The 14329-nt window shown below is 63.4% G+C and carries 12 protein-coding genes; 3 read left to right on the top strand and 9 right to left on the bottom strand.

All coding sequences use genetic code 11. The features are described from left to right. Window positions 1-72 precede the first annotated feature (72 nt). Complete coding sequence (locus tag BGP00_RS22030) at window positions 73-1200, bottom strand: phosphoserine transaminase (RefSeq protein WP_168604341.1); 1128 nt, start codon at window positions 1198-1200, stop codon at window positions 73-75. A 263-nt stretch (window positions 1201-1463) separates the two neighbouring features. Here BGP00_RS22030 and BGP00_RS22025 point away from each other — a divergent pair, with 263 nt between their 5' ends. Both BGP00_RS22025 and BGP00_RS22020 read left to right on the top strand, forming a co-directional pair. Next, window positions 1464-2141 carry an extensin family protein gene (locus BGP00_RS22025; protein ID WP_292689052.1) on the top strand — a complete coding sequence of 226 codons (678 nt, stop codon included), beginning with the start codon at window positions 1464-1466 and terminating at the stop codon, window positions 2139-2141. Window positions 2142-2224: 83 nt separating this feature from the next. Continuing rightward, entirely contained in the window at window positions 2225-3085 is an 861-nt protein-coding gene (locus tag BGP00_RS22020; RefSeq protein WP_292689050.1) for a creatininase family protein, read from the top strand. A 3-nt stretch (window positions 3086-3088) separates the two neighbouring features. Here the strand turns inward: BGP00_RS22020 and BGP00_RS22015 are convergent, their stop codons facing one another. From BGP00_RS22015 to BGP00_RS22000, 4 genes are all read right to left on the bottom strand, one after another. Further along, window positions 3089-3838, bottom strand: coding sequence for a peptidase (locus BGP00_RS22015; protein ID WP_168604338.1), 750 nt, complete (start codon window positions 3836-3838; stop codon window positions 3089-3091). Window positions 3839-4035: 197 nt separating this feature from the next. After that, on the bottom strand, window positions 4036-4854 hold the full coding sequence (locus BGP00_RS22010) for a transglutaminase family protein (protein ID WP_292689047.1): 819 nt from the start codon (window positions 4852-4854) through the stop codon (window positions 4036-4038). 15 nt (window positions 4855-4869) lie between these two features. Continuing rightward, on the bottom strand, window positions 4870-5805 hold the full coding sequence (locus BGP00_RS22005) for an alpha-E domain-containing protein (protein WP_168604336.1): 936 nt from the start codon (window positions 5803-5805) through the stop codon (window positions 4870-4872). Window positions 5806-5815: 10 nt separating this feature from the next. Further along, on the bottom strand, window positions 5816-7252 hold the full coding sequence (locus tag BGP00_RS22000) for a circularly permuted type 2 ATP-grasp protein (RefSeq protein ID WP_168604335.1): 1437 nt from the start codon (window positions 7250-7252) through the stop codon (window positions 5816-5818). Window positions 7253-7482: 230 nt separating this feature from the next. Here BGP00_RS22000 and uvrB point away from each other — a divergent pair, with 230 nt between their 5' ends. Beyond that, window positions 7483-9669 (top strand): excinuclease ABC subunit UvrB, encoded by a 2187-nt coding sequence (gene uvrB / locus BGP00_RS21995; protein WP_292689044.1) that lies wholly within the window; start codon window positions 7483-7485, stop codon window positions 9667-9669. A 397-nt stretch (window positions 9670-10066) separates the two neighbouring features. Here the strand turns inward: uvrB and BGP00_RS21990 are convergent, their stop codons facing one another. From BGP00_RS21990 to tsaD, 4 genes are read right to left on the bottom strand one after another with little or no spacing between them, the layout of a single operon-like run. Further along, complete coding sequence (locus tag BGP00_RS21990) at window positions 10067-10618, bottom strand: hypothetical protein (RefSeq protein WP_292689042.1); 552 nt, start codon at window positions 10616-10618, stop codon at window positions 10067-10069. Window positions 10619-10643: 25 nt separating this feature from the next. Beyond that, complete coding sequence (locus BGP00_RS21985) at window positions 10644-12230, bottom strand: lipopolysaccharide biosynthesis protein (protein ID WP_310013028.1); 1587 nt, start codon at window positions 12228-12230, stop codon at window positions 10644-10646. After that, window positions 12227-13276, bottom strand: a complete 1050-nt coding sequence (locus BGP00_RS21980) for an NAD(P)H-dependent glycerol-3-phosphate dehydrogenase (protein WP_292689040.1) — start codon at window positions 13274-13276, stop codon at window positions 12227-12229. The genes BGP00_RS21985 and BGP00_RS21980 overlap by 4 nt, the downstream gene beginning before the upstream one ends. Continuing rightward, window positions 13273-14307, bottom strand: coding sequence for a tRNA (adenosine(37)-N6)-threonylcarbamoyltransferase complex transferase subunit TsaD (gene tsaD, locus BGP00_RS21975; RefSeq protein WP_292689038.1), 1035 nt, complete (start codon window positions 14305-14307; stop codon window positions 13273-13275). The genes BGP00_RS21980 and tsaD overlap by 4 nt, the downstream gene beginning before the upstream one ends. Window positions 14308-14329 lie beyond the last annotated feature (22 nt).

The following is a 14329-nucleotide window of genomic DNA, read 5'->3' as shown; positions in this document are numbered from 1 at the left end:
TCGTATCCTCATGTGAATGGGGGAAAATGGCGGGGACGACTTGAGCGCGTCCCCGCAAAAAATCAGCTTGGTTTAGCCAGCCTTGACGGTGGCGTAGGCGTAATCCAGCCAGGGGCCGAGGTCTTCGATATCCTCGACATTGACCGTGGCGCCGCACCAGATACGAAGGCCAGCGGGCGCATCGCGATAGCCCGCGATGTCATAGGCGGCATCCGCCTTTTCCAGCACAGCGGCGAACTTCTTGATGAAGTCAGCGTCCGCGCCTTCAACGCTCAGGCAAACCGAGGTCTTCGAACGGGTCGCTTCATCAGCGGCCAGATGCGAGAGCCACGAACGCTCTTCAACGATCTTGTTCAGCGCGGCGGCATTGGCGTCGCTGCGAGCCTGAAGACCCTTCAGACCGCCCAGATCCTTGGCCCATTCCAGCGCGAAAATCGCGTCTTCCACGGCCAGCATCGAGGGGGTGTTGATGGTTTCGCCCTTGAACACGCCTTCGGCCAGCTTGCCCTTCGACACAAGGCGGAACACCTTGGGCAGCGGCCATGCGGGGGTGTAGGTTTCAAGGCGCTCAACAGCGCGGGGGCCGAGGATCAGCACGCCATGGCCGCCTTCGCCGCCCAGAACCTTCTGCCAAGAGAAGGTGGCGACGTCGATCTTCGACCAGTCGATGTCGTAAGCGAACACCGCCGAGGTGGCGTCAGCGAAAGACAGGCCCTCGCGGTCGGCGGGGATGAAATCGGCGTTCGGAACGCGCGCGCCGCTGGTGGTGCCGTTCCAGGTGAACAGCACGTCATTGGTCCAGTCGATCGTGTTCAGATCGGGGATCTGGCCATAATCGGCGCGGATGATCGTGGGGTCCAGCTTGAGCTGCTTGGCAACGTCGGTGACCCAACCCTCACCGAACGATTCCCATGCAAGCGTGGTGACGGGCTTGGCGCCCAGCATGGTCCACATCGCCATTTCGAAAGCGCCCGTGTCCGAACCGGGCACGATGCCGATGCGGTGCGTTTCAGGGAGCTGGAGAATTTCGCGCATCAGATCGATGCAATAGGCCAGGCGCGTCTTGCCGATCTTCGCGCGGTGCGAACGGCCCAGCGACTCGGTCGCGAGCTTGGCGAGATCGTAGACAGGCGGCTTGGCGCAGGGCCCCGACGAGAAAAAGGGGCGAGCCGGCTTCTTGGCCGGAACTTGGATAGTCATGTAGTCTCTCCTTACAGAGAGCACGCGCGGCGTTGGGACCGCGTGGCCCGCCGGCCGCTCTAGAGATCGGCGCGGAACAGTCAAGCAGACTTTTTTGCAACAGATGCGAAAATTTTCCATTGGCCGTGAAGAATTTCGCGCCAATCCGGCAAAAATGCGGCATTTTCCTGCGTAGGCGCCGCATACTTCAACCCGATGATAAACCTCGTTTTAACCACGCGCCATTACCTAGTATCCGGCCGCCACAGGGTTCATCACGCCATATGGAACAGCCCCCTCGTTCAACATTGCTGGCCACGCTCGCCATCACCCTCACGCTGGGCGGATGCGGCGGGGCCATTCCCGACACGCCCCACCGCGCCCGGCCGCAAGCCACCATCGCCTATCAGCCCATCCGCCCGGACGAGGGGCAATGCCTGTCCGATCTGGGCGCCAAGGCCGCCGGTTTCACGCCCCTGCCCGACCAATATTACGGCGCGGGATGCGCGACCTTCAACGCGGTGCGTCTGGCCAGCCTGTCGGGCGACAGCCAATCCTTCAACATTTCCAATCTCGGCCCTGTCACCTGCCCGCTGGCCAACACCTTTGCCGGATGGGCGCGATTCGGGGTGGACCGCGCCGCCCGCGCGATTCTGGGCAGTCCGCTGGTGCGCATCGAAACCATGGGCAGCTACAGTTGTCGCAACGTGGCGGGCACCGACAAGCGCAGCGCCCATGCCACCGGCAATGCCATCGACGTGGCCGCCTTTGTACTGGCCGACGGGCGGCGAATTACCGTGCTGAACGGATGGAATTCGCCGGATCCGGCCGAGCGCGAATTTCTGCGCACCGTTCATCAATCGGCCTGCCGCCGCTTTGGCACCACTTTGGGGCCTGATTTCAATGCCGCCCATCGCAATCATTTGCATGTGGACCTGATGAACAACGGCATCTGTCATTAAACGGGACGGCCGTTAACCATCGTCCAGCTTGACAATGGGGTGCCTCCCTCCAATCTGAACCGCTGTTCGGGAGGGTTTGGGCCATGTTTCGTCAATCAATCGCCATCCGCCGCTGGGCCTGCGCACTGGGTATGGTTGCTTTGGCGGCCCCTCTGTCGGCGGCCCCGCGCATCATCCCGCGTGCGCCCAGCGTCTGGCTCGATGACTATACCACCGCCGAGCTGAAGAGCCGAATAGACAAGGGTTGTCCGGTGGTTATCGTGTTCAGCGGCGGCACCGAAGAGACAGGGCCCTATCTGGCGCTGGGCAAACATGCCGCGCGCATCCGCGCCTATGGCGAGGCTATTGCGCGCAATGTGGGCGATGCGCTGATCGCGCCGGTGCTGCATTATGCGCCCAATCCGCCTTATATAACGCCCTTTCCCGGCACGATCAGCCTGCGCCCCGAGGTCTTTGCCGCCGTTAACGAAGATGTTGCCCGCAGCCTTATCAATGGCGGTTTCCGCCGGATCGCGCTGATGAGTGAACATGGCCCCAGCCAGAAGCCGCTGGCCGAAGTCGCGGCCCGCCTCAATGCCGAATTTGCCGACAAGGGCGCGCAGGTCTTCTACATTTCCGACGGTTATACCCGCGCCCGCCGCGAGATCGAGGCCGCCATCCGCGCCGAGGGCAAGGTGGGCGGCGGCCATGGCGGATTATGGGATACATCCGAAACGCTGGCGGTCGATCCCTCGCTGGTGCGCCCTGGCCCCTATCTGCCCGGCACAATCGACAATGACGGCAACGGGCCGGTCAACGCATTGGGCTATTCGGGCGACCCCACCGGGGCCAACGCGCGCATCGGCCACGAATTTGGCGCGATGCGCGTGCGCCTGGCCAGCGCGGAATTGAGCGCGGCGCTCAAATCCGCCGGAGCTTGCCGAAGGCAGGAGAGCCGGAAATAAGGATCAACCCTGCGCGGCGTGAAACGGAAAATCGGGCAACCCGTCAAGCGCGGCCTTGAGGCTGTCGCTCCAGCTGGCCGAGATCACGCGATACCACGAATCATTGGCCTCGATCCGGCGCTCATACTTGATGCCCAGATCGTCGCGCCCGATCACCACCAGATCCAGCGGCATACCCACCGACAGATTGGCCTTGAGCGTCGAATCGAAGCTGACCATCAGCAGCTTGACCGCATCCTCGAAGGCCATCTTGCGGTCATAGCCGCGCAGGATGATCGGGCGGCCATATTTTGTCTCGCCGATCTGGAAAAAGGGCGTGTCGAGCGTCGCCTCGATGAAATTGCCCTCGGGATAGATCATGAACAGACGCGGCTCCTGCCCCTCGATCTGTCCGGCCAGAATCAGCGTCGCGCCAAATTGCCCGGCCGCCTGCGGGCCGACATCGGCGTCGCGCTCGGCAATCGTCTCGCGCAGCGTCTTGCCCACGATGCCCGCCATCTGAAACATGGTCGAGGCCTCCAGCACGCAATTGTGCCGTTCGCTGGGCAGTTTGAACCGTTCCTCAATCTTGGAGACAACCGCCTGGGTTGTCGCCAGATTTCCGCTGGTCATCAGCGCCACGACCCGCTCGCCCGGCACTTCCCAGTGAAACAGTTTGCGGAAGGTGGAGATGTTGTCGACGCCCGAATTGGTGCGGGTGTCGCTCATCAACACCAGCCCGGCATCCAGCATCATGCCAACACAGTAGGTCACTTTCTTCCCCTCGGGCGCCGGACACAGCGCGAAATGTAGCGCAAAACCCGCGCGAATCCTTAAAGTCGCGGTTGCACAAAATTAGACCTCCCCGTCAAGGGAAGATGGCCTTGATGGCCGACCCTATGGCAAAATGCCAAGCATCCCGTCACCGCTCCCCTGCGTAGGCTCCTATAGGCCGAATGCGCGCAAAGGGCTTACTGTTCCACCACCTGCTGCTGGGCCACCTGCACCGCCACGGACAGCACCGCCGCGCCGCCGCCCTGCGCCATGCTGGTGACGGGCGCGGCATCGCGGTAATCCGCGCCCACGGCCAGGCGCACATAGGTGTCATCCGGGCAGGTGTCATTGGCCGCATCAAAGCCCACCCAGCCCAGCCCCGGCACATGCACCTCGGCCCAGCCATGGCCCGCATCCTGATCCACGCGCCCCTCGATCACCAGATAGCCCGAGACATAGCGCGCAGGCAGGCCCATCAGGCGCGCGGCCGCCATGAACACCTGCGCATGGTCCTGACACACGCCCTTGCCGGTGGCCAAAGCGGCCTCGGCCGTGGTGGCCGCGCCGGAATGGCCCGCCTCATAGACCACCGCCTTATTCACCGCCGCCATCAGATCATGCAGCACGGCAATCGTATTGCTGCCGTCATCGCTGAATTTCGCCGCCAGGGCGCGGATCTTCGGCCCCGGCTTGGTCAATTCGGTGGGATTGGCCAACCGCCAAAGCGGCATGAAGCCGGTATGCGTGCCCACCACGCCCGCCTTGTCATAGGTTTCGATCATCCCCTGCCCGGTGATCGTGATCTCGCCATTGCCCGTGCCCAGCGAGATCAGCGAGACGAGATTGCGGTTGTGATCCTCATAGGAACATTCGATCGCCCCGCCCTGAACCGACAATTGCCAGCCCAGCACCTTTTGCATCGCGCAATCGCGCGGGGTCAGGCGCAGGCGTTGCACCCCATGCCAGACCGGCTGGTCAAAGCGGTAATGCGTCTGGTGCTGGATCGAGATACGCATGAGCTGGCTCCGGGCCTATTCGGTGAAACGGTAATCGGCGGCAATGGCATCGGCCACCAGACGGTTGGTGGCGAGGAATTCGGTGATGAATTCATGCAGGCCATGTTCGAAAATATCGGTGATCGTGGTCTTACCCAGCCTGTCGCTGGCCTCTTTCTGCATCCGATAGGCGGCCGTTTCCTGATGATAATCGCGGCACAGCCATTCCATATTGCTGGTCAGTTTACGCAGGCAATAGGTCAGGCTGCGCGGGAAACGCCCGTCGAGGATGAGGAATTGCGCAATCCCCTTGGGATCAAGCGCGCCTGCATGAAGCCAGCGGAACGCCCGCTCGCCCGCGACGCTGCGCAGCACCATTTCCCATTGCGCATTGTCCAACCGCGACCCCACCCAGGCGGCGGAAGGCAACAGCACATGGTATTTCACGTCCAGAATGCGCGCCGTATTGTCCGCCCGCTCCAGATGGGTGCCGATGCGGGCAAAGTTGAAAATGTCATTGCGCAGCATCGTGCCTTCCATCGCGCCGCGCACGCTGGTGGCTTGCCGCCGGATAACGTCGAGGACATGCCCCAGATCGGCTTCCTTGACCGGCTTGGCCAGCAGCGACTGAAGCTGCATCCAGCTTTCATTGGTCACTTCCCAGACCTCGCGGGTGATGGCGGTGCGCACCATGCGCGCGTTCGTGCGCGCGGCCTCCATCATGGACAGCACGCTGCCCGAATTGCCCGCCCCCCGCAGCAGCCAGTTGGTGATGGCAGGCCCCGACATATCGCCGGTATAGCCATCATCCATCCCCAGCGTGACCAGCACGGAGCGCCATTCATCGCTGGCCACCGTATTGCCGCGCGTCAATGCCATGCGAAAACCGGCGTCGAGCAAGCGCGCGGTGTTCTCGGCGCGCTCCAAATAGCGCGCCATCCAGAAAATGCCCCAGGCGGAACGTCCCAACATATCCTATCCCTTATTCCGCCAGAACCCAGCTGTCCTTGGTGCCCCCGCCCTGCGAGGAATTGACCACCAGCGAGCCTTTCTTGAGCGCCACGCGGGTCAGGCCGCCCGGCGTGATGTTGATGCCATGGGGCGAAACCAGCACGAAGGGCCGCAGATCGACATGGCGCGGGGCCAGTCCCGCCTTGGTAAAGATCGGCACGGTGGAGAGCGAAAGCGTGGGCTGGGCGATGTAATTGTCCGGGTTGGCGCGCAGCTTCTTTTCAAAGGCGGCGATTTCTCCCTTGCTGCTGGTCGGCCCGATCAACATGCCATAACCGCCGCTGCCATGCACCTCCTTCACCACCAGTTCGGGCAGGTGATCGAGCACATAGGCCAGCGCATCGGCCTCGCTGCACCGCCATGTCGGCACATTCTTCAGGATCGGTTTTTCGCCGGTATAAAACTCGACGATCTCGGGCATGAAGGAATAGATCGCCTTGTCGTCCGCTATGCCTGTGCCGGGCGCATTGGCGATAGTGATGCCCCCGCTGCGATAGACATCCATGATGCCCGCCACGCCCAGCATCGAATCGGGATTATAGGTCAGCGGATCGAGGAAATTGTCGTCCACCCGGCGATAGAGCACGTCGATCGCCCGCCAACCCCGCGTGGTGCGCATACAGACACGCCCATCGACCACCCGCAGATCTGCCGCCTCGACCAGTTCGGCGCCCATCTGATCGGCAAGGAAAGCGTGTTCGTAATAGGCCGAATTGTAGATGCCCGGCGTCAGCACCGCCAGCACCGGCCGGTCGCTCCCTTGCGCGGCGGGCGGGGCGCAGGCGGCCAGCGAACGAGCCAGCGCGCGCGGGTAATCCGACACCGGCTGGACCGCGACCTTGGTGAACAGGTCGGGGAACATCGCCATCATCGTCTCGCGGTTCTCCAGCATATAGGAGACGCCCGAAGGCGTGCGCGCATTATCCTCCAGCACCATGAAATCATCAGGCCCGGTGCGCACAAGGTCGATGCCCACGATATGGGTGTAAACCCCGCCCGGCGGCGTAAAGCCCACCATTTCGGGCAGAAAAGCCTCATTCTGGGCCAGCAAGCGTTCGGGCAGCTTCCCCGCCTTCACAATCTCGCGCTTGTGATAAAGGTCGTGGAGGAAAGCGTTGAGCGCGCGCACCCGCTGGTCAATCCCGCGCGACAGTTTCTTCCATTCATCCGCCGTGATGATGCGGGGGATCATGTCAAAGGGGATCAGGCGTTCCTGCCCGGCATCCTCGCCATAGACATTGAAGGTGATGCCGGTGCGGCGAAACACATCCTCGGCATTCTTGCCCTGTTTCTCCAGCCACTTGGGACTTTGGGCTTCGTACCACTCGCGATAGCCGGCATAGGCGGGACGCACATTCCCCTCGGCATCGAGCATCTCGTCATAAGACGAGATCGTGGTGGATGGCATAGAACACCCCTTGAATACTGTCCGGCTCGAACACCCACGGCCGGTTATCTGGGCTCAAGCTGCAACAAACTTCTGCCATTGCCAAGCGCCTTGCTGCGTATGCGAAAGAAAAAATAGCGGTGTATAGACAAGCGCCGATTTGCCTTTAAAGTCCGCCGCGCCGCGTCCTTGTTCGCCTCTTGCGCGGCCGCGCCCTTGCAGAACGCATCGCGAACGCCCATAGATGGATCATGGCTGAACTCATCATCCGCCGGGGCCTTTCCGAACCCGATACCGATGGCACCTTTGTCCCCCATCGCCCTGCCCGCCCGCCCAAGGCCGAAGGCAGCCCACCCCTGCGTATCGTCAGCGATTACACGCCCAGCGGCGACCAGCCCACGGCCATCGCTGAACTGGTGCAGGGCATCGAGAGCGGGGATAAAACACAGGTTTTGCTGGGTGTTACGGGCTCGGGCAAGACCTTCACCATGGCGCAGGTCATTCAGGCGACGCAGCGCCCCGCGCTGATCCTGGCGCCCAACAAAATTCTGGCCGCGCAATTGTATGGCGAGATGAAGAGCTTCTTCCCCGACAATGCCGTGGAATATTTCGTCTCCTATTACGATTACTATCAGCCCGAAGCCTATGTCGCGCGTTCGGACACCTATATCGAAAAGGAATCCAGCGTTAACGAGGCCATCGACCGGATGCGCCACTCGGCCACGCGCGCCTTGCTGGAACGCGAGGATGTGATCATCGTCGCCTCGGTGTCCTGCCTCTACGGCATCGGCTCGGTGGAAACCTATGCCGCGATGATCTTTGACCTGAAGGTCGGAGAATCGCAGGATCAGGGCGAGATCATCCGCAAGCTGGTTGCGATGCAGTATAAGCGCAACGAGGTGGCCTTTGCGCGCGGCACATTCCGCGTGCGCGGCGACAATCTGGAAATCTTCCCCAGCCACTATGAGGACATCGCCTGGCGCATCAGCTTTTTCGGCGATGAAGTCGAGGCGATCAGCGAGTTCGATCCCCTGACCGGCAAGGCGGGGGCCAAGCTGGACAAGATCCGCGTTTACGCCAACAGCCACCACGTCACCCCCGGCCCGACCATGAAGCAGGCGATGGAGGCGATCCGTTTCGAACTGCAGGTGCGGCTGGAGGAGCTGAACGCGGAAGGCAAATTGCTGGAGGCGCAAAGGCTGGAACAGCGCACCAATTTCGATCTTGAGATGATCGCGGCAACGGGTTCGTGCGCAGGCGTCGAAAATTACTCGCGCTTCCTCTCCGGCCGCCTGCCAGGCGAGCCGCCGCCGACCCTGTTTGAATATCTGCCCGACAATGCGCTGCTGTTCGTCGATGAAAGCCACCAGACCGTGCCCCAGATCAGCGCGATGGCCCGAGGCGACCATCGGCGCAAGATCACGCTGGCCGAATATGGCTTTCGCCTGCCCAGTTGTATCGACAACCGCCCGCTGCGCTTCAACGAATGGGATGCGATGCGGCCCCAGACGGTGGCGGTTTCGGCCACGCCCGGATCCTGGGAGATGGAGGAATCAGGCGGCACCTTTGCCGAACAGGTGATCCGCCCCACCGGCCTGATCGATCCTCCGGTCGAAATCCGCCCGGTCGAGGATCAGGTGCAGGATTGCATCGAGGAATGCCGCAAGACCGCCGCCAACGGCTATCGCACGCTGGTCACGACGCTGACCAAGCGCATGGCCGAGGATCTGACCGAATTCATGCATGAAGCGGGCGTGCGGGTCCGCTATATGCACTCCGATGTGGAAACGCTCGAACGTATCGAACTGATCCGCGACCTACGCCTTGGGGTCTATGATGTGCTCATCGGCATCAACCTGCTGCGCGAAGGGCTCGACATTCCCGAATGCGGGCTGGTGTGCATCCTCGACGCGGACAAGGAAGGCTTCCTGCGCTCAGAAACCTCGCTGGTGCAGACCATCGGCCGCGCGGCGCGCAATGTCGATGGCCGCGTGATCCTCTATGCCGACCGCATGACCGGCAGCATGGAACGCGCCATCGCCGAAACCGACCGCCGACGCGCCAAGCAACAGGCCTATAACGAGGCCCACGGCATCACGCCCCAGAGCATCAAGCGCAACATCCACGATATCGTCGCCGACACCGCCTCGCGCGATGGCGTGCTGGTCGATATCGAGGATGACGGCGTCAACAACCTCGTCGGCCACAACCTGCGCGCCTATATCGAAGACCTCGAAAAGCGGATGCGCACCGCCGCTGCCGATCTTGAGTTTGAAGAAGCCGGGCGGCTGCGCGACGAAATCCGGCGTTTGGAGGCGACCGAGCTTGGTCTGCCCGAGGGTGAGCGTAAGGCCCCCATCGTCGGGCGCTCGAATGAGGGCAAGCCGGGGACGCGCAAGACGCGGTTTGGCAAGCAGCAGAAGAAGTGGGGGAAGTGAGCTTGCCTGAGGATCTCGTTTTCGAGCCACATGATCTCAAATTTATTTGAAGCTAAATGCGTTCTTGCAAACAGGAGCGCAAACATGAAACCACTCGATCTGGCCAATCACGATCTCCAACTTCTGCTGGTCGTGATTGGGATCATCACCATTGCCTTCTTGGCCTTTCAGGCTGGCAAAAAGGAAAGATAGATGCGAGGGACTCGTCCCTCGCGCTCCCCTTACTGTCTTTGCCGCGCCCAGCCTCTCCCAAGGCGCGCCCCCTCACCGCCGGAGGCCATAAATGCCTGCGGCGCTGCCCCAAAGAGCAACGCCGCCAGCCCAACACAACATAGACACTATCGGGATTGTTAAGGGGCCCCGCCCTTAACCCGCCGGAGGCATCAAACCCAAAACCTCACAACTTCCCAAACTTCGCCTCATACCCCGCCACATCCCCGGCTGCGAGGAACTGCGCCTGCGCGACCCACTGATCCCGCGTGGCGCGCCCGGCGAACGTGCCCAGTTGCGCATCGATCTTGGCAATATCAGCCTCGCTCCACCCTGCAATCTGGGCAAAGCTGACCACGCCCAGCTCGGCAAGGCGCGATTTCAGCTTCGGCCCCAGCCCCTTGATGCGGGTCAGATCATCGCTCTGGGTGGCGGCCTCCTGCGCGGCCACGGCTTCGGCCAGTTCGCCAAAAGCGTCCGGCTCGACCTCGGCCTCGACCTTGACCGCCACATCGGCCACCGGCTCCACCGGCCGCAGCGACACTTTCGAGGCGGCGCTGGGCGCGTTGATAAGCGCGGAATTGCGCTGTGCGGGCCCTACGCCCTCGTCCATGGCATCGGGCGCGCGGTGGCGTTCGCGCGTCGCCTTGCCCCGGCGCAGCAGCAGGCCTGCCAACAGCGCCAGCAGAACCAGCGCGCCGGCAAGGACCAGAGGATAGGACTGGAACAACTCAACCATCAAAACGCCTCACAACATCAATCGATTACGCGGTCGGCTCGCCCTTCTGGCGGCGAAACAGCAAGCGGTCGGCCGGGCCAAAGCCCAGCCTCCAGATGACGAGACAATAAAGCCCCAGAATCGCGGGAATGCCCAGAGCAATCTGCGCCCATTCCGGCAGAAACCGCACCACCGCCCAGCCCAGCGCGCCCGCCGCCACCGCCGCCACAAACAGCGACCAGCGCAGCGTCTCGACCTTATAGCCCAGATGCCATTGCAGCAGCCGCGACTTGACCAGACTGGCGATGGAGAGCGTGACCATCAGCGCGCCTGCGGCAGAGGCGGCCTGATCCATCTCGTCGAAGTAAAATCCGCCCGAAATCAGCATGCCCGCCAGCGTGAAGATCGCCTGCAGCCCGATCGTGGCCAGCGAAAGCCAGAGATTGCGCAAGGGCGCGATATAGATCAGCGCCGCCTCGCTCACAACCGCAGGCGCGGCGCAGACTTCGGCGCCCAGCAAAAACGCCAGCGCCAGCATCCCGCCGGTGAATTGCGGCCCGACCAGCCCCAGCACCCCGTCGCCCGGAATGCCCAGCGCCAGCGCGATGCCCGCCTGCGCCGCAGTGATCCAGAAGCCGACCTGACACACCTGCTTGGCAATCGCTTCCAGATTGCCTTCCTTCAGATTGCGGGTGATGACCGGGCCAAGGATCGGCTCGAAACTTGTTTTCAGCTTTTGCGGCAGGCTGGCCACCTGCTGCGCCACATAATAGACGCCGACCGAGGTGGGCGTGGCAAACATGCCCAGGATGGCGATGTCGATGCGCCGCGTGCCCCATTCCACCGCATCGGCCACCGCCAGCGGCATGGTGTTGAGCGCAAGCCGCCCGATCCGCAGCGGATGCGGCGTCCAGTCCAGCGGCAGACCATAGGAGCGCAGCAGCGGCAGCGCCGCCGACAGCATCGCGGCCGACACCGAAACCACATAGGAAAGCGTCAACCCGCTGGCGCCCAGATGGGTCCACCAGCCATGCGTGCCGCCCCATTTACCCGCCGCCCAGAACACGCCCGCCGCGATGGAAAGCGTCCATGGCTCGATCACCGAACGCGCACGCACCGTGGCGCCCACGTCAAAGCGATAGGCCAGCGCCGCCAGCGCAATATCGGTCAGTGCCGTCGGCGCAATGGCCAGCACCAGCCAGCGGTCCCATGCGGAAAACTCGCCCGAGGGGAACATCGGCCAGGGAAAGAGGAACAGGCCCACCGTCACCGGCACCGCGATCAGCACCGTCAGCACCACGCCATCGGCAATCACATGGGCCGCATCGCGATCGTCATCGGACAATCTTTGCGCGATCCCGCGCTTTTGCCCCAGGGTGCAGAGCTGCGAGGCCAGTTCGATCACCACCAGCGCCGAGGCAAACCGCCCCAGCGCATCGGCGCCATACAGCCGCCCGGCGATGAACAGAAACGGCAGACGCGCGGCCAGACGCAGCAGGAAACCAAAGAAATTGGTCCGCCCACCCTTGGCCAGCGTGTTGAGATCGCGATTGACCACTTCGTCCAGCGCGGCGCCGGACGCGGCACCCGGGGCGGCCGCATCGGTCAGGGGAAGGGCAACAGGTTGACTCAAGCAAAACTCCCGTGCGCCGGGGTATCATCCCCCGGCTCGGATGGATCGGCCAGTTCGGCCTTCAAAGGCCTTGCCAACAGATCCGACACCACCGCCCCCGCCGGTGCTTTCCCCGTAAGCAACCGACAGACGGCATCAACAATCGGCATGGCGATCCCGGCCCGACGGGCCAAATCCGCCAGAACCGGAGCAGTGTGCGCGCCCTCCGCAACACTGGATTTCCCCGACAATGCCTGTGCAGCGCTCTGCCCTTGGCCCAGCGCCTTGCCAAGTGAATAATTGCGACTGGCCGTGCTGGCGCAGGTCAGGATGAGATCACCCAGCCCGCACAGGCCCGAAAGCGTTTCGGCCCGCGCGCCCCGCGCCACCCCAAAACGCAGCATCTCGGCATAGCCGCGCGCGATCAGCGCCGCGCGCGCATTCTCGCCCAGCTCCAGACCTTCCACCACGCCGCATGCAATCGCCAACACGTTCTTCACCGCCCCGCCGATCTCGGCGCCCACCACATCGGGCGAATAATACGGGCGGAAAGCTGCACGGGCGATGACTGGCGAGAGGCGCCGCCATTGTTCCTCGCCGCCCGAACAGGCAAGCGTGATGGCGGTGGGCAATCCCATCGCCACTTCGCGCGCAAAGGTCGGGCCCGACAGGACGGCGATCTGCGCCGAGGGGTGAGCCGCAGCGGCCACATCGGCCATCAGCCGCCCCGTCCCCGCCTCGATCCCCTTCGAGCACAGCACCAGATCGCGCGGGGCATCAGGCAGCCCCGCCAGCACGCCGCCCATGAATTGCGCCGGGCAAACCACCAGAATCGTCGAGAGACCGGCCAGTTCGCCCATATCGCAGGTGGCGCGCACAGGCGCGGCGATGGTCACGCCGGGCAGATAGGTCGCATTGGTCCGGCGCGTGTTGATTTCCTCGACCAACGCCGCCTCGCGCGCCCAAAGGATCACAGGCGTGCCATCGCCGGCCACCATTTGCGCCAGAGCGGTGCCCCAGGCGCCTGCGCCAATGACGCCAACGCTGATGTTCCGGGCGGCACTCACGCCTTCACTCCCGCCCCGCGCGCGGGCGCGGCATCGGGGTCCAGCGGCCAGCGCGGCCTTGCGGCAAAATCGAGGGGATCGCTGATGCCCAGAGCGAAACGTTCAACGCCCGCCCATGCGATCATCGCGGCATTATCGGTGCAAAGTTTGAGCGGTGGTGCAACAAAGCGCAAGCCCGCCCCCGCCGCCAGCCCTTCGAGCGCGGCGCGCACCGCCTTGTTGGCCGCAACGCCCCCCGCCACGACCAGCGCGGTCACATCGCCCGCCGCCGCCATCGCGCGCTTCGTGCGGTCCACCACGCAGTCCAGAGCGGCCTGCTGAAAACTGGCGGCCAGATCAGCCTTGGAATATTGGCCCGTTTCATAGGCGCGCAGCACCGCGCTTTTCAGGCCCGCAAAGGAGAAATGCGGTTCTGTCCCGCCCAGCAGCGGACGCGGCAGAGGCACCGCGCGCGGATTACCCTCCAGCGCCAGCCTTTCCACCGCAGGCCCGCCCGGATAGCCCAGACCCAAAACCTTGGCGGTCTTGTCAAACGCCTCGCCCAGCGCGTCGTCGATGGTGGTGGCAAGGCGGGTATAATCGCCCACACCATTGACGCGCAGCAACTGGCAATGCCCCCCGCTGACCAGCAGCAGCAGATAGGGATAGGCAAGCTCGCTGTCGGCCAGACGCGGCGAAAGCGCGTGTCCTTCGAGATGATTGATCGCCAGCAGCGGCTTGTCCGCCGCCATCGCCAACGCCTTGGCCGTCACCAGCCCGACCATCACCCCGCCGATCAGCCCCGGCCCGGCCGTGGCCGCGATCGCATCGACATCATCCAGCCCCAGCCCCGCGTCCGCCAGCGTCGCCTCGACCATCGGGGCCAGCCTTTCGGCATGGGCGCGCGCGGCGATTTCGGGCACCACGCCGCCATAGGGGCGATGCTCTTCGTCCTGACTGGCGATGCGCTGGGCCAGAATCACCCGGCCATCGGTGACCAGCGCCACCGCGGTTTCATCGCAGGATGATTCGATACCCAGAATAATCTTCAAGGGTTTGGCCACCCGTCCTCAT

The organism is Novosphingobium sp. 63-713, assembly GCF_001898925.1.
In the GTDB taxonomy this organism is placed as follows: domain Bacteria; phylum Pseudomonadota; class Alphaproteobacteria; order Sphingomonadales; family Sphingomonadaceae; genus Novosphingobium.
Note: the sequence above shows the minus strand (reverse complement) of the source record. Positions and strands in the feature narration are given on the sequence as shown.